Raw genomic sequence first — 18,770 nt, forward strand, 5'->3', positions numbered from 1 at the left:
CAAACAAGTTCAGGCACTATTTGGTTGGTCCCTTTAATGCCTGATCCGACGCCCCGGCTCCCCACAGCCGGGGCGTCTTTGTTTTCTGTTTCGGCGTGACAGGAACCGTTCCCGGCGCGAGCCGGGACAAGACCTCCTCAATGAAAATCGCGCGACTTGGGCAGAATGCGGACGTTACGCGGATGTCCGTGCCGCTGGGCATAATCGCCTTCGGACCGCCCGCGCGGTACTTGTGGATGCTTCACCTCGTCGGCGCGGCAGACCTCGGGATCGAAGCGCCGGTCGCTTCCCAGCGCGTCGAGCATCGCGGTGCGATCGACGATCCGCGTCGCCATCAGGTGGATCACCCCCTCCTTGCTCCGCTGCACCTCGCCATCGGCGAGCATCAGCCGCGACGCCATGACGGCGCGGCGATAGCGTTCGAAATGGCGCGCCCAGAGCAGGATGTTGACGATCCCGCCCTCGTCCTCAAGCGTGATGAAGATCGCATTGCCCTTGCCGGGGCGCTGGCGGATCAGCACCACGCCCGCGGTTCGCACGATCGACCCGTTCTTTGCCGCCGCGACCCGGGTAGCGCTCAGCACGCCTTCGCGTTCGAAATCGGGGCGCAGAAATGCCATCGGATGGCCCTTCAGTGACAGCCGCGTCGTCTGGTAATCGGTCAACACATGCTCCACCATCGGCGTCGGCGGCAGCTGCGCATCTTCCTCGAAGCCAAGCTCGTTCGCCTCGGCCGCGCCGAACAACGGCAATACCCCCTGCCGCACCCGCCGTGCATCCCACAGCGCTGGCCGCCTATCGAGCCCCATCGACCGGCACGCATCGGCATCGGCGATCAGGCGCAGCGCCCGCGATGGCAGGTTCGCGCGGCGCGCAAGCTCCTCGACCGAAGCGAAGGGGGCACCGACACGCGCCCCAGCGATTGCCTTCGCCCATTCCTCGCGAAACCCGTCGACCTGCCGGAAGCCGAGCCGCAGCGCGAGGCTGCCGTCTTCGCGCTGTTCGAGGCTGTTGTCCCAACCGCTTGCATTGACGTCGACCTCGCGCACTTCGACACCATGCTCGCGCGCGTCGCGCACGAGCTGCGCGGGGGCGTAGAAGCCCATCGGTTGCGAATTGAGAATGCCGCACGCGAAGACCGCGGGGTGGTGGCATTTCAGCCACGACGACACATACACGAGCTTGGCAAATGACTGGGCATGGCTTTCGGGAAAGCCATAGCTGCCGAAGCCCTCGATCTGTTTGAAACAACGCGCGGCGAAGTCCGGTTCGTAGCCGCGGCGGACCATGCCTCCGATCATCTTCTCCTTGTACTGATGGATCGTTCCGACGTTTCGGAAGGTTGCCATCGCTCGCCGCAATCCATTGGCTTCATCGGGTGTGAAGCCCGCCGCGACGATGGCCAGCTTCATTGCTTGCTCTTGAAACAGGGGAACGCCTTCGGTCTTCCCCAGCACCTCTTCCAGCTCGTTGGCTTCCGATCCAGCGCGTAATGGTAGTTCGGGCTTTTCCTCCTTGTTACGCCGCCTCAGATAGGGATGGACCATATCGCCCTCGATCGGTCCGGGGCGGACGATCGCCACCTGAATGACGAGATCGTAGAATTTTTTGGGACGCAGCCGTGGCAGCATGTTGATCTGCGCCCGGCTCTCGACCTGAAAGACGCCGATGCTGTCGCCCTTGCAGAGCATGTCATAAACAACCCCGTCTTCGGGCGGGACCGACTTCAGGTCATGGTCGCCCAGATCGTGAAGCCGCATCAGGTCAAAACATTTGCGGATGCAGGTGAGCATGCCGAGCGCGAGGACGTCGACCTTCATCAAGGCGAGTTCGTCGATATCGTCCTTGTCCCACTCGATGAAGGTGCGGTCCTCCATCGCGGCATTGTGGATCGGCACCGTCTCGTCGAGCCGGTCCTCGGTGAGCACATAGCCGCCGACATGCTGCGACAGGTGGCGAGGAAAGGTCAGCAATTGTGCAACGATCCATTGCAGCCTCGCGATATCGTCCAGCTCGGGGTCGAGACCCGCTTCGATGAAGCGTTCGACCGGCATCTCGCTACCCCAGCTGCCCCAAGTCGTGTCGGCAAGCCGCTGCGTGACATCCTCGCTGAGGCCCAGCGCCTTCCCGACCTCGCGGACTGCGCTGCGTGGTCGGTAGTGGATCACCGTCGCGGCGATACCCGCACGCCGCCGTGTGTAGCGGCGATAGACATATTGCATCACCTCCTCGCGCCGTTCGTGCTCGAAATCGACGTCGATGTCGGGCGGCTCGCGCCGCTCCTCGGACAGGAAGCGCGTGAAGAGCAGATTGTTATGGATGGGATCGATCGAGGTGATCTCGAGCAGGTAGCAGACCAGCGAATTGGCTGCCGAACCGCGCCCCTGACAAAGGATGGGCGGGTCTCGCGTTCGCGCATGCTGAACGATGTCGTGGACAGTCAGGAAATAGCAGGCGAAGTTGCATTTGCGGATGAGCGAGAGCTCCTCGTCGAGCACCTCCTGCCAGCGATCAGGCAATCCATCGGGATGGAGTCTGTGTGCAGCTTCCATCACCATATGTTCGAGCCAGCTTTGGGGCTCCCATCCTTTAGGGACCGGCTCGTGCGGATATTCATATTCGAGATCGCGCAGCGAAAAGCCGATGAGATCGAGAATCCTTGCGCTTTCGTCGACCGCCTCGGGGCACGGGCGGAAAAGGCGGCGCATTTCCTGCGGAGATTTCAAATGGCGCTCGCCATTGGCGCGCAGCAGGCGGCCGGCATCGTTCAGGTTCGTCCCTTCGCGAATGCAGGTGATGATGTCATGGAGCGGCCGCTGTTCGCGCGTCGCGTAGAGAGCATCGTTGGTCGCGAGCAAGGGGATGCCGACCCGGTCAGCCAAGGCGCTCAGCCGGGTGAGATGACGGCGGTCGCAGCCGCCATGGGGCATCGTCACACCGAGCCATAGCGAACCAGGTGCCCTTTCAGCGAGGCGGTGGAGTATCGCTTCATCCTTCTCGGTCGCCATCGCGATCAGCAGCAGATCCTCGCAGTGGATCAGCAGATTCTTGAGCCTCATCACGCAGTCGCCCTTTACGGTGCGGCGATTGCCGATGGTCAGCATGCGCGTGAGGCGCCCCCAGCCATGGCGTGAGGTCGGATAGGCAATGATGTCGGGGGTGCCGTCGTCGAAGACTAGCCGGGCGCCGACGACGAGCTTGAACGGCGGCAGCCCGATCCCTTCTTCGGCGGCTTCCTCGCGCAGCTTGCGCAGTCCAGTGAGCGCCCGCACCACCCCCGCGACGCTGTTGCGGTCGGCGATGCCGATGCCGGGCATGCCGAGCGCAATCGCCCCGGCCACCATCTCGCGCGCATGCGAAGCTCCGCGCAGGAAGCTGTAGTTGGTCGCAGCGACCAATTCGGCGAAGCCGGGGTCGGCGGGCTCTTCATTCATGCGAAGACCCCATGGATATACCAGCGCGGATCGGGTTTCTCGTCATAAAGTCCATGGCGGAAGAGCCAGTAGCGACGACCCTGGACATCCTCGACGCGATAATAGTCGCGCGTCAGTCCGCCATTGTCGCGGCGGCGCCACCATTCGGCGGCGATACGCTCGGGACCTTCGTAGCGGCGCACGGCATGCGTCGCACGGCGCCAGCGGAACTGGTGCGGCGGGCCGTCGGGGACTTCGGCGATCACTTCGATCGGCTGCGGCGGGTCGAAGAGGTGGAAGGGGCGTGTCGGGGGTTCGCCGGGAACGGGTGCCTGCCAGGGCAGCGGTGCCGCCGCGTCGATCGCGGGGAGCGCGAGCTGTGCCTGCTCGGGGATATGCGTATCCTCGGCCATCAATTTTTTGACACGTCGCCGACCGAGCCGCGTCGTCATCCGGTCGACGAGCTCGTCCATCGCCGCTTCGCGGACCTCTCCGCCTTCGAGTTTCAGCTGCGTCGCGCCGAGCGGGTCGAGCCGCGGCACCGCGAGGCGGATCATGTCGAAGCCGAAGCCGGGGTCGAGCGGGTCGGCGAGGCTGTCCATCCGCTCGGCGAACAGCCGCATGACGAGGCGCGTGTCGCGCGTGGCATGACCGGTCTCTACCTCGATGCTGCGCGCGAGCCCGTCGCTGCGGAAGAAGGTCGCGCGGAAATGGCGGCCGCCCTTGCCGCGTTCGGTGAGGTCCGCGATCGCTTCATCGGCGAGTTCGGCGAGGATTTTGGTCGCATGCGCGGTGCTGGCGAGCGGTTCGGCGAAGCGGCGCTCGACCGCGACCGGCGGCGGCGCGATGCGCGGGTCGAGCGGGCTCGGCGCGTCGCCGAGGATGCGGCGGAGAGCCAGCGCGGCACCGGCGCCGAAACGCGCGGCGATATTTGCCATAGGTCGGCTGGAAAGATCGCCGAGCGTCTTGAGTCCCGCGCGGACGAGCGCGGTCGTCGCCTCGGGCTCAAGCTCGAGTGCCGCGACGGGCAGGCGGCGGATGGCTTGCCCCTCATCGGGGGCGGGTCGCGTCTGGTAGCGCGCGAGCGCCCGCGCCGCGTCGGCGGTTGGGCCGAGCGCGTGGCGCATGGTCATCCCCAGCCGCGACAGCCGCATTTCGACATCGGCGATCAGACCGGCTTCGCCACCCGCCAGATGCTCGGCCCCCGCAATGTCGAGGATCAGCCCGTCGGGAGCGTCGAGCGCAACGAGCGGCGTATAGCGGTTGCAGCCGAGTGCAAGCCGGTCGAGCCAGCCATGATCGGCAACCGGGTCGTGCTGGACGGTGATCAGCCCCGGCACCTGCGCGCGCGCGTCGGCAAGGGGCATGCCCACGGTGAGCCCGACTGCCTGCGCAGCCGGATCGACGCTCGCGATGCGCAGCGCGCCGCGGACCTTCTCGGCAAAGATCAGCGGGGCGTCAGGCGGCCGCGGCGCCGTGCGGTACAGCCGCTCGGCGGGCAGGTAGGGGAAGAAGAGTGCCAGATAGCGCCGGCTCCCCGAAGCGATTTTCGTCATGGTTCCAGTCCAGTCGCCAGCGGCCGCCCGCGGGCCCGGCGCGCCAGCGCAAGAGTTCGAGATCGAAGGCAGGCGCGCCGGGGGCATTGGCTTCGAGTGCGCGTGAGGCCGCCGCGGCGACGCCCCAGCGCGTTTCGGCGACGCTCGGCGCGGGCACGGCATTGAGACGGAGCATCAGCAGCGTCGTCCCGGCGTCGCGTGCGCCGAGCGCAAGACGGCGACCTGCAGTCAGGTCGAGTAGCGGGAATTTCCCCCAGCTTTCGACGATCACCGCCGCCGATCCGGCGCAGCGGATCGCGTCGTTCGCGCAGGCGAGCAGCATTTTGGGATCGGGGGTTTCGACAAGCAGAAGCCGGTCGGGGTCCCCGCCGAGCTCGGCGATCCCGGGCGCGTAGATATGCCCGGATCGGCCCGCGGCATCGGCGCTGCGGAGCCAGATCAGCGGCGCCTTGCCGGGGGTGCGAAGCGCGAGGAGCGCGGCGAAGGCCGCAGCGCTCGTTCCATCGAGTGCGTCGGCGGCGAAAAATTCGTGGGTCTTTCCGATCGCGAGCCCACCGCCGAGTGCGGCGTCGAAACCCGCATGCCCGCTCGCCAGCCAGCCCTCGGCTTGGCGGCTGGCGGGACCGTCGGTGACGGCCAGCCGGGCGATACGCTTGCGCAGCCCGGCGAGAGGTTGGGACGACTCGCGCATCATATGTTCCTGATATGTTCTATTAGCGCCCGACGCACGGCGCTTGTCAACAAGAGTCAGGAAATGCCCCTTCCGGAAGGGGTTAGCGCGCGGCCGTTTCGCTTGCTCCGGCACTATCCCCGCCCAGCGCACGGAACAGCGCGATTCGAGTCTGGACGAGCAGCAATTGCGTCCCGATCTCACTCCGCCGTGCCGAATAGAGGCTGCGCTGGGCATCGAGGCTGGCGAGGAAGCTGTCGACCCCACCTTTGTAGCGCGCGTCGCTGAGCATCGCGGTATCGGTGGCGGCCGATGTGTTCGCGGCGGCGGCGCGGACGCGCTCGGCGATCGTGCCCTGCACCGCGAGCGCGTCGGCGACTTCGCGGAACGCGGTCTGGATCGCGCCTTCATAGGATGCGAGCGCGGCATCGCGCTGCGCCTTCGTCACGTCGACACCCGCGCGGCGGCCACCGAAGTCGAAGATCGTCGCGGTGGCATCGCCGCCGACCGAGTAATTGAACGAGCCGCCGTCGAACAGGCTGCCGAGCGCGTCGCTCGCGAAGCCGAGCAGTCCGGTGAGCGAGATCGTCGGGAATAGCCGCGCGCGCGCGACGCCGATGTCGGCATTGGCGGCGCGCAGGCGATATTCGGCCTCGATCACGTCGGGGCGACGGAGCAAGATTTGCGAATTGACCCCGGCGGGCAACGATACGACGCCGGGCGTTACCTCGGCGAGTCCGGCGGGCAGAAGCGCGCGGTCGATGTCGCCGCCGACAAGCAGCCGGATCAGATTCTCGTCCTGCGCGAGCGCGGTCTTCTGCTGCGCGATCGAATCCTCGGCGGTTGCGAGTATCTGCTCGGCCTGGCGCAGGTCAGTGCGCGGCGCGACCCCGCCGTCGAGCCGTGCCTGCGTCAGCCGGACATTCTCGCGCGCGTTGGCGGCAGTATCCTCGGCGATCTTGAGCAGGTCGCGATCGGCGCCATAGGCGGCCCAGGCATTGGCGAGATCGGCGATCAGCGCGACGCGTACGGTGCGCGACGCCGCCTCGGTCGCCAGCGCGCTGTTGCGGTCGGATTCGGCGGCGTTGGCGAGGCGGCCGAACAGGTCGAGTTCGAACGCGGTTACCCCGCCGCGCAGCGAGAAATCGCCCGCACCGCCGCCGGTACCGCCATTGTCCGAATAGCCCGCCCCCGCGCTCAGTCCGAGCGCCGGGAACTGCCCCGCGCGGCTGACGCGTGCCTGCGCGCGGGCGGCGGCGACATTGGCATAGGCGACGCGGAGGTCGCGATTGTTGACGAGCGCCTGGTCGACGAGACTCTGTAGCCGCGCGTCGGTGAACACCGTCTTGTACGACAGGACCGGCAGCGCTTCCTCGCTCTGGAGGAGATAAGCATCGCCGACCGGCCAGCTCTGCGACACCGGCGGTGCGGGCAGCACCGTCTTCGGCGCGAGCGAGCATCCGGCGAGGAGCAGCGGGGCGACGACAAGGGTTAGATTGCGCTTCATGCCGTCACCTCGGCGCCGCCGTTCTTCTTGCCGAACCGTGCGCGTACCGCGGCAAGCCCATCGCGCACGCCGCGGCGCACAAGGACGAAGAAGAGCGGGATGAAGAAGATCGCGAGCAGCGCGGCGGTCAGCATGCCACCGATCACCGCGGTGCCGATCGCGACGCGGCTGTTCGCACCGCCGCCGGTTGCGATCGCGAGCGGCAGCACGCCGAAAATGAAGGCAAAGCTCGTCATCAGGATCGGGCGGAGACGGATGCGGGCCGCCTCGACCGCGGCCTCGATCACGCGTTTGCCCTTTTTCTCTTCCTGCTCGGCGAATTCGATCATCAGGATCGCATTTTTCGCCGCGAGCCCCATCGTCGTGAGCAGGCCGATCTGCAGATAGACGTCATTTTCGAGCCCGCGCAGCGTCACCGCGAAAACCGAGCCGACGAGCCCGAGGGGAATGACGAGCAGCACCGCAAGCGGGATCGACCAGCTTTCATAAAGCGCCGCGAGGCAGAGGAAGACGACGAGCAGCGACAGCGCATAGAGCAACGGGGCCTGCCCCGACGACAGCCGTTCCTGATAGGAAGAACCCGCCCAGGCGACGCTGGTGCCGGGGATTTCGGCGGCCATCCGCTCCATCTCGTCCATCGCCTCGCCCGAGCTGGTGCCGGCTGCGGGCTGGCCCGAGATTTCGAACGCTGGGACTCCCTGGAAGCGCGAGGTGCTGCTCGGCGTCGTCGACCAGCCGAGGTCGGCGAAGGCCGAGAAGGGCGACATCTCGCCGTCCGACGAGCGGACATACCATTGGCCGAGGTCTTCGGGCTTGGCGCGATATTGCGCGTCGCCCTGGACATAGACGCGCTTGACGCGCCCCTTGTCGATGAAGTCGTTGACGTAGCGCCCGCCCCACGCCGTCGACAGCGTGTTGTTCACGTCGCTGTTGGTCAGGCCGTAGGCGGTCAGTCGCTGCGAATCGATGTCGATCTTGAGCGTCGCCACGTCGGGAAGGTCGGAGAGGCGCACCGAAGTCAGCTTCGGATTGGCGTTGGCCGCGGCGAGCAGCTTTTCGCGCGCCGCCACGAATTCGTCGCGGCTCATTCCGCTGCGGTTCTGGAACTCCATCGTGAAGCCCGACGCGTCGCCGAGCCCGCGGACCGCGCCCGGAACGAGTGCGAATACCTGCGCATCGCGGATTCCCGACAAAGCCTTGCGTGTGCGGTCGGCGATCGCATCGGCGGTATTCTCCTTGCCCGGCCGGCTGTCCCAGTCGACGAGGTTGATGAAGCCCTGACCGGTGTTCTGGCCGACGGCGCCGCCGCCCCCGCCGCCGCCCGCGACGAGGAAGAGCGCGCCGACGTTCGCCTTTTCCTGCGTCAGCAGATATTTCTCGATCTGGTCGCGCACCTGCAGCGTGCGCTCCTGCGTCGCGCCCGCGGGCAGACGGAACTGGATCTGGACGCGGCCCTGATCCTCGTTCGGCAGGAAGCCGCTCGGCAGCCGCAGGAACATCACCGCGAGCAGGACGAGGATCAGCGCATAGATGCCGAGGAACAGCCATTTGCGGTCGACGACCTTGGTGACGCTGCCGACATAGGCGTTCACCCGGCGGTCGAACCAGGTGTTGAAGCCATGCTGCGCGCGCGTCATCGCGGCATGCGCGCGCGGGAAACGGTGCGGTTTTTCGGGCACGTCTCCATGCTGCGGGGGCTTGAGCAAGGTCGAGGTCAGCGCCGGGCTCAGAATCAGCGCGACGAGCACCGACAGCGCCATCGCCGAGACGATCGTCACCGAGAACTGGCGATAGATGACGCCGGTCGAGCCGCCGAAGAAGGCCATCGGCAGGAACACCGCCGACAGCACGAGCGCGATCGCGATCAGCGCGACCTGCAGCTCCTTCATCGACTGGATCGTCGCCTCGCGCGCCGACATGCCGGGATTCTCTTCCATCAGGCGCTCGACATTCTCGACGACGACGATCGCGTCGTCGACGAGCAGGCCGATGGCGAGCGTCAACCCGAACAGCGTCATCGTGTTGATGCTGAAACCCAATATGTAAAAAACGCCGAAGGTGCCGAGCAGCACGACGGGCACTGCGATCGCAGGGATCAGCACCGCGCGCCAGCTTTGCAGGAATACGAACATCACGAGCACGACGAGCAGGATCGCCTCGAACAGCGATTTCTGCACCTCGCTGACCGACAGCTTGATGAAGGCGGTCGCGTCATTGGCGTAGCTGTAGGTGAGCCCGTCGGGGAAGTCGGCGGACAATTCCTCCATGCGCGCCTTGACGCGGTCGGCGGTTTCGAGCGCGTCGGAGCCGGGCGAGAGCGAGATCGACATGCCCGCGCCGGGGTGACCGTTGATGCGGACGATCGTCGCGTAATTTTCGGCGCCGATCTCGACCCGCGCGATATCCTTGATCCGCACGCTCGACCCGTCGGGCAGCGTCTTCAGCACGATATTCTCGAACTGCTCGGCGGTCTGGAGCCGCGATTGTGCGGTGACCGTCGCGTTGAGCATCTGGCCCTGCGGCGCCGGCGTGCCGCCGACCTCGCCCGCAGCAACCTCGGCATTCTGCGCGGTGATTGCGGTGACGACGTCGCCGGGCATCAGCGACACCGCGGCGAGCCGCTGCGGGTTGAGCCAGATGCGCATGGCATGCGGCGAGCCGAAGACGTTGACGTCGCCGACCCCCTCGACGCGCGACAGCGGGTCCTGGATGTTCGACGACAGGAAATCCGACACGTCCTGGAACGAGCGCGTGTCGGTGGTGTCATAGACGCCAACGAGCAGCAGCGTATCCGAATTGGCCTTGGTGACGCGGATTCCCTGGCTTTGCACCTGCGCCGGCAGACGCGAGATTGCCGAGGCGATCTTGTTCTGGACCTGCACCTGCGCGATGTCGGGGTCGGTTCCCTTGGCGAAGATTGCGGTGATATTCGCCTGTCCGCGCGAACTCGACTGCGAGCTGAAATAGAGCAGGCCGTCGATTCCGGTCAGCTGCTGTTCGAGCACCTGCGTAACGCTGTTCTCGATCGCCTCGGCCGATGCACCCGGATAGGTGGCGCGGATATTGACCTGGGCAGGCGCGATGTCGGGATATTGCTCGATCGGCAGGGCGCGCAGGGCCCCGAGTCCGCCGAGCATGACGATGATCGCCAGCACCCAGGCGAAGATCGGCCGGTCGATGAAGAGACGCGACATGGGGGCTCAGTTTCCTTTCGCCGCGCCCTTTTCGGCGCCCTTGCCCGCGGGCGCGCCCAGACGCTGCGGACTGCTTGCCGGAACCGGCTTGATCGGAGCACCCTGCTTCAGGTTGCCGACCCCCTGCGTAATGACCTTGTCGCCGGGCTTCAGCCCGTCGGTAACGACCCAGTTCGGGCCGACGGTGCGTTCGGCGACGATCTTGCGCCGCGCCGCCTTGTTGTCCTTGCCGACCAGATAGACGAAAGCCGATCCGTCGAAATCGCGCTGCACCGCCGCCTGCGGTACCAGCATTGCGGTCGGATTGATCGCCTGGTCGAACAGCGCGGTCACGAACATGCCGGGCAGCAGCAATCCCTGCGGGTTGGCGAAGCGCGCGCGCAACGTCACCGTTCCGGTTCCTTCATTGACCGTCACTTCGGAAAACTGGACCGTGCCGGCGAAGCCATAATCGCTGCCGTCCTCGAGCTTCAGCCGCACAGAGGTGCTGCCCGGCGTCACCCCGCCACTCGCGAGCGCCTGACGCAGGCGCGTGAGGTCGGCGCTCGACTGCTGCATGTCGACATACATTGGATCGGTCTGCTGGATCACGGCGAGCGGGGTCGCCTGCCCCGCGCTCGCCAGTCCGCCCGGTGTGACGAGCGAACGGCCGATGCGCCCGCTGATCGGGGCGGACAGCGTCGTATAGCGCAGGTTGATCCGTGCGGTTTCCAGCGCGGCGGCATTTTGCGCCACCGCAGCCCGGGCGGCGCGGGCGGCCGCCAGCGCATCGCTGTAATCCTGTTGCGACACCGCTTGGATCTTTGCCAGCGGTTCGAAACGCCGTGCCTTCTCCTCGGCCGCCTGCACATTGGCCCGCGCGCTGGCGAGATTGGCTTCGGCCTGATCGACCGCCGCCTGATAGAGGCTCGCGTCAATCTGATAGAGCGGCTGACCGGCACGTACGAAGCCGCCTTCGGTAAACAGCCGGCGGCGCACGATACCATTGACCTGCGGCCGCACTTCGCTCGTCTCGAATGCGACGGTGCGCCCACCGAGCGACGTGGTGAGCGGTACCGGTTCGACCTTCACCACGACATAGCCGACCTGCGGCGTGCGGTTGCCGCGTCCTTCGTCTTCCTTGCCCGAACAGGCGCCGAGCGAAAGTGTTGCAATGCAAAGGGCCCCGATCAGGAGCAACGGCGTCTTGTTCGTCATTCGATAGATCCGTCTCGGGTTATTGCCGGGCGGCCGGGGAGTCGGCGCTATTCAACCTATTGCAATGCACCATGCAAGCGCTTTCAGGCCGTTGCGACAAAGTGCGACACTTTAGTTCGCAACGATCGAAACGACCCTGTCGTGATATTGACACCGGTTACCGTTGGCGATAGCGAGAGACCAACACCCGATAATTTTCGATGAGCGAGGATGCCGCCGATGTTTGCCAAGACCTATCACGCCACGCACCCCGACATGATGGAATGCGTCGACAACGAAGACCTGCGCGACCGCTATCTGGTCGGTGGGATGTTCGAGGACGGCAAGGTCAATCTCAATTACTCGCACAACGAACGCTTCGTGATCGGCGGCGCGGTGCCGAAGGGCGCTGCGCTCCGGCTTCCGGACCAGAGCGAACCCGCATCGGCGGCCGGTCGTCCTTTCCTCGAACGGCGCGAGATGGCGGCGGTGAATATCGGCACTTCGGGTGCCATCACGGTCGACGGCCAGCGCTTCGAGATGAAGAACAAGGAATGTCTATACATATCGATGGGCTCGAAAGAGGTCGTTTTCGAAGGCGACGGCGCGCGCTTCTATCTCGCGTCGCTTCCGGCGCATAAGGTCTGCCCGATCCGGCACATCACGCTCGATCAGGCAAACCCGCTCGCCCGCGGCGATCTGGCCAATTCGAACCAGCGGACGATCTACCAGCTGGTGATTCCGGGCGTGTGCGAAAGCGCGCAGCTTCTGCTCGGCCTGACCGTGCTCGAAGAGGGGAGCGTCTGGAACACGATGCCGCCGCACCTCCACGACCGTCGCAGCGAAATCTATCTCTATTTCGATCTGCCCGAGGCGAACGACCGCGTCTTCCATTACATGGGCGAACCCGACAGCATGCGGCATATTGTCATCGCGAACGAGGAGGCGGTGATCAGCCCGCCCTGGTCGATCCACATGGGATCGGGGACGAAGAAATACGCCTTCATCTGGGCGATGGGCGGCGAGAATCTCGACTATACCGACATGAACGTCCTCGATATCTGCCAGCTCAAGTGATGGCGGGCCTCTTCGATCTTTCGGGCAAGGTCGCGCTGGTCACCGGTGCCAACACCGGCATCGGGCAGGGGATCGCGGTGGCGCTCGCCGGGGCGGGCGCCGATATCGCCGCCGCGGGCCGCTCGCCCGCTGACGAGACGGTGGGCAAGGTGCGCGGGCTTGGCCGCAGGGCGGAGAATTTCAGCGCCGACCTGTCGAGCGCGGGTGCGGCACAGCCGCTGGTCGATGCGGTGCTCGCCGAATTCGGACGCATCGACATCCTCGTCAACAATGCGGGGATCATCCGCCGCGCCGACGCGGTCGATTTCACCGAAGCCGACTGGGACGCGGTGATGGATACCAATCTCAAGACGCTCTTCTTCCTGTGTCAGGCGGCCGGCAAGCATATGATCGCGCGCGGATCGGGCAAGATCATCAACATCGCCTCGATGCTGACCTTCCAGGGCGGCATCCGCGTGCCGAGTTATACCGCGTCGAAATCGGGCGTCGGCGGTCTCACCAAGCTGCTCGCGAACGAATGGGCGGCGAAGGGTGTGCAGGTCAATGCGATCGCGCCGGGCTATATCGCGACGAACAACACCGCCGCGCTGCAGGCCGACGAGACGCGCAACCGTCAGATCATGGAGCGCATCCCCGCGGGCCGCTGGGGCGATCCTGCGGACATCGGCGGCGCGGCGGTCTTCCTCGCCTCTTCGGCGTCGGACTATGTGCAGGGCCATATCCTCGCCGTCGACGGCGGCTGGCTCGCGCGCTAGCATCGTCCCATGACCGGCCGCCTTGTCTTTTTCGGGGAACTGCTGATCCGCCTCACCGCGCCGGGCAACGAGCTGCTGATGCAGTCGCCGTCACTGGCGCTGCATGTCGGCGGTGCCGAGGCGAATGTCGCGATCGGGCTCGCGCATCTTGGCCATGATTGCGCGATGGTCAGCAAGATACCCTCGAATGCTCTGGGTCGCGGAGCAGTGGCGGCGGTGCGCGGCGCAGGCGTCGATTGCACCGCCGTCACGCCTCACCCGGGGCGGATGGGGCTTTATTTCCTGAGCGTCGGGGCGGGGCTTCGCGCGTCCGAAATCGTCTACGACCGCGCGGGGTCGAGTTTTGCGGCGACCGGGCCGGAGGATTATGATTTCGACCGGCTGCTGGCAGGCGCGGGGCTGCTCCATCTGTCGGGCATCACGCCTGCGCTCCGCCCGCGCTCGGCCGCGGCGGCCTTGGCGGCGGCGCGCGCGGCGAAGCGGCTCGGCGTTCCGGTCAGCTTCGACGGCAACTATCGCGCGATGCTGTGGGAGGCGTGGGACAGCGATCCGCGCGCCATCCTGTCCGAGCTCATCGGTAGCGCCGACATCTTGTTCGGTAACCACCGCGACCTGTCGCTGGTGCTGGGACAGGAATTCAGCGGCGAGGGCGAGGACCGGCGGCGCGAAGCGGCCGAGGCGGGCTTCGCTGCCTTTCCGGACCTCAAGCTGATCGCGTCGACCGCGCGGCACACCGTCACCGCCGATCATCACCGGATCGCTGCACGCGTCGACCTGCGCGCGAGCTGCCACCAGACCGACGAGATCGACGTCACCGGCATCGTCGACCGGATCGGTGCGGGCGACGCCTTTGCGGCAGGCGTTCTGCATGCGCATCTGGCCGGCGGCGATGCCAGGGCGATGGCCGAATCCGGCCTTGCGCTCACCTGTCTCAAACATTCGCTGCCGGGCGATGCGAGCCGTTTCGGCCAAGGCGATATCGACGCCTTCCACGGCGGCGGGCTCGATGTCCGGCGCTGAACTGACGCGGCGCGGCCTGCTTGCGGGCGGGCTGGGACTGGCCGTTAGTTCGACGGTGTCGGCGCGGACCTATATCGCGTCGGCGGAGACCCGAGTGACGGTCAATGCTCCAGTTGGCCCCTATGTCGGATCGATCGTCGCGCCGCCGCGCGACGGTGCGCTCGCGGCGATCCGCTTTCGCGGCATCCGCTATGGTCTCGATACCGGCCGCCGCCGCTTCCGGTCGCCCGTCGTGCCGCCTGATCACCGGGAGCCCTTCGACGCTACCGGCGACTTCGCGCCCGCCTGCCCGCAGCGGGGCGACCGCTATGCGCCGGTCAGCGAAGACTGCCTGTTCCTCAACATCTGGACTCCCAACGTCTTGCCGCGGCCGTCCGACAAGCGGCCGGTGATGGTCTATTTTCACGGCGGCGCTTATTCGACCGGCAGCGTCACCGATCCGGTCAACGATGGCGCAAGGCTCGCCGCGCGCGGCGATGTCGTGTTGGTGACGGTGAACCACCGGCTGAACGCGCTCGGCTATCTTTATCTGGCAGGCCTCGACCCGCGCTTTCCCGACAGCGGCAATGCCGGGCAGCTCGATCTGATGGTCGCGCTGCAATGGGTCCAGCGGAACATCGCGGCCTTCGGCGGCGATCCGGGCAATGTCACCGTCTTCGGCCAGTCGGGCGGCGGCGCGAAGATCGCGACGCTGATGGCGATGCCCGAGGCGAAGGGCCTGTTCCACAAGGCGATCACGATGAGCGGGCAACAGGTTACCGCCTCGGGGCCGCTCAACGCGACGAAGCGCGCACAGGCGTTTCTCGATACGCTGGGGAAGGGCGTCGATCCCGCGACCGCGCCGGTCGAGCAGATCGTCGCGGCGCTCTCGGCGACCGATCCGGTGCTCGGCGGCGGCGTCTATATGGGGCCGGTGGTCGACATGAAGCATCTGACACGCCACCCCTTCTGGCCCGACGCGCCGCCGCAGTCGCTCCGCATTCCGATGATGCTCGGCAATGTGGTGATGGAGACGCGCGCCTTTTATGCGCCGGACAGCAAGCAACTTGCGGGCCTCGGCTTCGACAATCTTGCCCAGCGCGTCGCGCCCGAGATGCGGATCGATATCGAGCCGTCATGGGTCGTGAAGCAATTCCGCGCCCGCTATCCGAAGGCCGAACCGCTCGAGCTGTTCCACCGCATCGTCACGTCGGCGCGGAGCTGGCGCGGGCAGGTCGAGGAAGCCGAAGCGCGCGATCGGGCGGGGCATCCGGGGTTCGTTTATCAGCTCGATTTCGAGAGCGCCAAGCACGCCGACGATATCGCCCTCAGCTTCGGCACGGTCGCCGACGCAACGCTCGCGCAGCAGGCGATGAGCGACCGGGTGATGGATGCCTTCGTCCGCTTCGCACGCACCGGTAATCCGGGCTGGCCCGCCTATACGCTGGCCAAGCGGCAGACGATGATCTTCGATCGCGAGAGCCGCGTCGAGAAGGATCCGCGGCAATGGGAGCGCGAGCTGTTCGCGCGCGTGCCGTATATCCAGCCGGGCAGCTAGACGATCTTACGCGCCGCGAGCCAGTTCCGGAACAGCTCGGGCCAGATCGCTACGGGCAGGCCGGCGGCTTTCAATATGCCGAAGCCATGTTCGCCTTCGGCAAAATAATGCGCCTCGCACGGCACGCCGGCCGTTCGAGCGGCTTCGTGGAGGCGAAGGCTGTTTTCGATGTTCACGACGCTGTCGTTCTCGGCGTGGAGCAGGAACAGCGGCGGCATGTCGGTGCGGACGTTGCGTTCGGGCGAGTAGAGTTTCTCGCGCGCGGCGTCGGGGTTGATACCGATCAGCTTCTCGCGGCTGACCGCATGCGCAATCGCCGGGTCCATCGAGACGACGGAATAGAAGCCCGCCGATACATCGGGCCTTGCCGACAGCGCGTCGGCGGAATCGACGGGCGCGTAAACCTTCGCGTCGAAACGCGTGAGCAGGCTGGTGGCGACCTGTCCGCCCGCAGAGAAACCGCCGAAAGCGACGCGCGCAGGATCGATGCCGTCGGCACCCGCGCGGCTGCGTACCAGCCGCATCGCGCGCTGCGCGTCGCTCAGCGGGACGTCGGCGCCGTCGATCCAGCCGTCGCCAGGCAGGCGGTAGAAGAGGACATAGACGGTGATCCCGCGATCCTTCAGCCAGCGCGCGAGCTCATAGCCTTCCTTGTCGACCACGACGTAACGATAGCCGCCGCCGGGAGCGAGGATGACCGCGGCGCCATTGGGCTTTGCCGGGCGGAAGATGTCGAGCCGCGGGCGCGTGATCCCCTGTAGCATCCGGTCGCTCGCATCCGGATCGTCGCTGCGCTGGACGACCTGCTCGACGAGGCCGGGCGGGGGCTTGATATGGCCCCCGGGCCAGAGCGCGACGCTCGCATCGGGCGTCAGGCCCGCGGGCCGCGTCCACGCCTCTTTCGCCGCCGCGCTCGCAAAGGGCAGCGCGAGGCTTGCCGACAGCAGCGCGCGGCGGTCCAGCGTCACGGCGCGGGCGCCTTGTTCGGATAGGCGACGATCAGCACCAGCGGTTCGCCGCCGGTCTGGCGGATGCCGACCTTGGCACCCTTGTAAAGCCACGCGGCGGTCCCCGCCTTCAGCGCCTTTTCCTCGCCATCCGAATGGACGACGCCGGTGCCCGACAGGACATAATAGATTTCGTCATGGTCGATCGGATGCACCCCGATCGCGGCGCCGACGTGCAGCGCGCGCTTGCGGAATTCGAAGCTGCGCGGGGCCGGAACGCTGTCGCTGATCCGGTAGGCGGTCGACATGCCGATCGCACCGTGCGGCGGCGCTTCCTCGCGCACCGTCGTGGCTTCGTCGATCACGACCATCGCGGGCGCAGCTGCCCCGCTCAGCAGCAGTGCGAGCAGTGCACTCACTTCACGCCTCCGCGCGAATCGAGATCGCGCGCCGACAGATGTTCCTGCGGCATCGGCGCGGTCTGCGCGGGGTACATCCCCGACTTCGGCTCCATCGTCGCGAGATCCCATTCGGCCTCGACGAAAGGCGCGCGGACGGGCGCAGCGACCTTCGGATAGGCGCTGACCTGCTTTTCGTCGTCGATCACCTGTCCGCGGCCTTCGGCGACGAAGAAGAGGATACGGATCTCCTCGGCGTCGCGCGCCCACGGCCGCGCGCCCGCGGTTGCGAGAACAGAGGTTTCGACATCGCGCACCGGCAGGATGTGATAGCCGCCGACCGGCGCGAGCGGCACCTTGGCGCGGATCAGCTTGGCCTGCGTCTCCCCGTAGCGGCCGAACTCGGGTAGCGCATTGCCATGGCGGTCGACCGCCAGATTGTCCTTGCCATAATAATCGAGGTCGCCGTCGCCGCCGAGCATCAGGAAGGGCAGGCCCTCGTCGGTATCGTTGCCCCCGCGCATGACATTGCCGATCGCGGTGATCTGGCCGGTCACATAGGGATGGCCGGTCCATTCGAGATTCATGAGGTTATAGTGCACCGCGCGGTGCTTCGGGTTGTAGATCAGATTGTTGATCATCAGCACCTGCGCCCCGCCCTTCACCAGTGGCGCGCGCTCGACATTATGTGCCCAGACGTTGCGGTAGAAGACGATGCCGCTGGTATTGTCATGAACGAGCGAGCCCTTGCTGTGCTCGCCCTTCGGGTGGCTCGCATCGGCGAGTCCCTCGGCGGCGAGATTGTTCGAGAAGGTAACGTTCTTGCTCGTTCCCTCGCGCCATTCGGCGACATCCTTGCCGTTGAAGCGCGGGCCCGACGCCGACATATTCTCGTCGATTGCCCACAGAAAGGTGCAGTGATCGACGATGACGTTGTGTGCGCCGACGGTTGAAAAGGCGTCGGCTTCCCAGCCGCTTCGCTTCGGCTGGCCGTCGACCCCGGTATAGACGCGCAGATGGCGCATCACGACGTCGTGCGTCTTGAGGTCGATGCCGGTGCGGATCAGCGTGATGCCGGGACCGGGCGCGGTCTGGCCGGCGATCGTCAGCCAGGGCTCGGTAATCGTGAGCGTCTCGCGTCCCAGATCGATGACGCCGCCGACCTCGAACACGACGATGCGCGGCCCCTTCGCTTCGACCGCGGCCCTGAATGACCCCGGGCCGTCGGCCGCGAGCGTCGTCACGCGAATGATTTTCCCGCCGCGTCCTCCTGCCGTCACCGCCGCCGGACCGACCGCGCCGGGGAAGGCGACCGTCGTCGAATCAGCTGCGAACAGGGGTGGCGGGGTCAGTGCCGGCGCCAGCAAAAGTGTCGCAAACCACAGCTTTTTCAGCATCGCTCTCTCCTTGTTGAAAGGGGTCTTGACATAGACGTCACAATCCTTCAATCCTTTTTGACACCGGTTACCTAAGCCGGTCAAAAACAGAGCCAAGGGGGAGAGGGCGCCCTGCCAGCCGCA

General features: G+C 66.3%; 13 protein-coding genes. 4 read left to right on the forward strand and 9 right to left on the reverse strand.

Features of this window, described 5'->3' with window-relative positions; translation table 11 throughout:
• Positions 1-137: 137 nt before the first annotated feature.
• The 6 genes from L7H23_RS11530 to L7H23_RS11555 form a co-directional block, all read right to left on the reverse strand.
• Entirely contained in the window at positions 138-3,434 is a 3,297-nt protein-coding gene (locus tag L7H23_RS11530) for an error-prone DNA polymerase (RefSeq protein ID WP_237836015.1), read from the reverse strand.
• The gene (locus L7H23_RS11535; protein WP_237836016.1) at positions 3,431-4,969 is read right to left on the reverse strand and encodes a DNA polymerase Y family protein; all 1,539 of its coding nucleotides are present in this window, start codon (positions 4,967-4,969) and stop codon (positions 3,431-3,433) included. The genes L7H23_RS11530 and L7H23_RS11535 overlap by 4 nt, the downstream gene beginning before the upstream one ends.
• Positions 4,872-5,663 (reverse strand): hypothetical protein, encoded by a 792-nt coding sequence (locus tag L7H23_RS11540; protein WP_345790406.1) that lies wholly within the window; start codon positions 5,661-5,663, stop codon positions 4,872-4,874. The genes L7H23_RS11535 and L7H23_RS11540 overlap by 98 nt, the downstream gene beginning before the upstream one ends.
• 79 nt (positions 5,664-5,742) lie before the next feature.
• Positions 5,743-7,146: an efflux transporter outer membrane subunit gene (locus L7H23_RS11545; RefSeq protein ID WP_237836017.1), complete on the reverse strand. Its 1,404-nt coding sequence runs from the start codon at positions 7,144-7,146 to the stop codon at positions 5,743-5,745.
• Complete coding sequence (locus tag L7H23_RS11550; RefSeq protein WP_237836018.1) at positions 7,143-10,340, reverse strand: efflux RND transporter permease subunit; 3,198 nt, start codon at positions 10,338-10,340, stop codon at positions 7,143-7,145. Before L7H23_RS11550 ends, L7H23_RS11545 begins: the two co-directional genes overlap by 4 nt.
• A 6-nt stretch (positions 10,341-10,346) precedes the next feature.
• The gene (locus L7H23_RS11555; protein WP_237836019.1) at positions 10,347-11,537 is read right to left on the reverse strand and encodes an efflux RND transporter periplasmic adaptor subunit; all 1,191 of its coding nucleotides are present in this window, start codon (positions 11,535-11,537) and stop codon (positions 10,347-10,349) included.
• Between the two features lie 219 nt (positions 11,538-11,756).
• Between L7H23_RS11555 and kduI the strand changes: the two genes are divergently transcribed.
• Genes kduI through L7H23_RS11575 form a run of 4 tightly spaced genes read left to right on the forward strand, consistent with a single transcriptional unit; the run spans position 11,757 to position 15,905 of the window.
• Positions 11,757-12,593, forward strand: a complete 837-nt coding sequence (kduI, locus tag L7H23_RS11560) for a 5-dehydro-4-deoxy-D-glucuronate isomerase (RefSeq protein WP_237836020.1) — start codon at positions 11,757-11,759, stop codon at positions 12,591-12,593.
• Entirely contained in the window at positions 12,593-13,348 is a 756-nt protein-coding gene (gene kduD / locus L7H23_RS11565) for a 2-dehydro-3-deoxy-D-gluconate 5-dehydrogenase KduD (RefSeq protein ID WP_237836021.1), read from the forward strand. Before kduI ends, kduD begins: the two co-directional genes overlap by 1 nt.
• 9 nt (positions 13,349-13,357) lie before the next feature.
• Complete coding sequence (locus L7H23_RS11570) at positions 13,358-14,368, forward strand: sugar kinase (protein WP_237836022.1); 1,011 nt, start codon at positions 13,358-13,360, stop codon at positions 14,366-14,368.
• A complete protein-coding gene (locus L7H23_RS11575) occupies positions 14,355-15,905 on the forward strand; it encodes a carboxylesterase family protein (RefSeq protein ID WP_237836023.1) in 1,551 nt (516 codons plus the stop codon). Before L7H23_RS11570 ends, L7H23_RS11575 begins: the two co-directional genes overlap by 14 nt.
• Here the strand turns inward: L7H23_RS11575 and L7H23_RS11580 are convergent.
• The 3 genes from L7H23_RS11580 to L7H23_RS11590 are packed head-to-tail and all read right to left on the reverse strand — an operon-like array spanning position 15,902 to position 18,647.
• Positions 15,902-16,873: an alpha/beta hydrolase gene (locus tag L7H23_RS11580; protein ID WP_237836024.1), complete on the reverse strand. Its 972-nt coding sequence runs from the start codon at positions 16,871-16,873 to the stop codon at positions 15,902-15,904. The two genes, L7H23_RS11575 and L7H23_RS11580, sit on opposite strands and share 4 nt — an antisense overlap.
• The gene (locus L7H23_RS11585) at positions 16,870-17,271 is read right to left on the reverse strand and encodes a cupin domain-containing protein (protein WP_237836025.1); all 402 of its coding nucleotides are present in this window, start codon (positions 17,269-17,271) and stop codon (positions 16,870-16,872) included. The genes L7H23_RS11580 and L7H23_RS11585 overlap by 4 nt, the downstream gene beginning before the upstream one ends.
• Positions 17,268-18,647: a pectate lyase gene (locus L7H23_RS11590; RefSeq protein ID WP_237836026.1), complete on the reverse strand. Its 1,380-nt coding sequence runs from the start codon at positions 18,645-18,647 to the stop codon at positions 17,268-17,270. The genes L7H23_RS11585 and L7H23_RS11590 overlap by 4 nt, the downstream gene beginning before the upstream one ends.
• Positions 18,648-18,770: the final 123 nt, after the last annotated feature.

The sequence above is a fragment of the Sphingopyxis sp. BSN-002 genome (assembly GCF_022024275.1).
Lineage (GTDB): Bacteria > Pseudomonadota > Alphaproteobacteria > Sphingomonadales > Sphingomonadaceae > Sphingopyxis.

Bases quoted from the DNA above. Each gene is read 5' to 3' on its own strand.
- L7H23_RS11530 (WP_237836015.1), bottom strand. From the start codon at position 3,434: ATGAATGAAGAGCCCGCCGACCCCGGCTTCGCCGAATTGGTCGCTGCG.
- L7H23_RS11535 (WP_237836016.1), bottom strand. From the start codon at position 4,969: ATGACGAAAATCGCTTCGGGGAGCCGGCGCTATCTGGCACTCTTCTTC.
- L7H23_RS11540 (WP_345790406.1), bottom strand. From the start codon at position 5,663: ATGATGCGCGAGTCGTCCCAACCTCTCGCCGGGCTGCGCAAGCGTATC.
- L7H23_RS11545 (WP_237836017.1), bottom strand. From the start codon at position 7,146: ATGAAGCGCAATCTAACCCTTGTCGTCGCCCCGCTGCTCCTCGCCGGA.
- L7H23_RS11550 (WP_237836018.1), bottom strand. From the start codon at position 10,340: ATGTCGCGTCTCTTCATCGACCGGCCGATCTTCGCCTGGGTGCTGGCG.
- L7H23_RS11555 (WP_237836019.1), bottom strand. From the start codon at position 11,537: ATGACGAACAAGACGCCGTTGCTCCTGATCGGGGCCCTTTGCATTGCA.
- kduI (WP_237836020.1), top strand. From the start codon at position 11,757: ATGTTTGCCAAGACCTATCACGCCACGCACCCCGACATGATGGAATGC.
- kduD (WP_237836021.1), top strand. From the start codon at position 12,593: ATGGCGGGCCTCTTCGATCTTTCGGGCAAGGTCGCGCTGGTCACCGGT.
- L7H23_RS11570 (WP_237836022.1), top strand. From the start codon at position 13,358: ATGACCGGCCGCCTTGTCTTTTTCGGGGAACTGCTGATCCGCCTCACC.
- L7H23_RS11575 (WP_237836023.1), top strand. From the start codon at position 14,355: ATGTCCGGCGCTGAACTGACGCGGCGCGGCCTGCTTGCGGGCGGGCTG.
- L7H23_RS11590 (WP_237836026.1), bottom strand. From the start codon at position 18,647: ATGCTGAAAAAGCTGTGGTTTGCGACACTTTTGCTGGCGCCGGCACTG.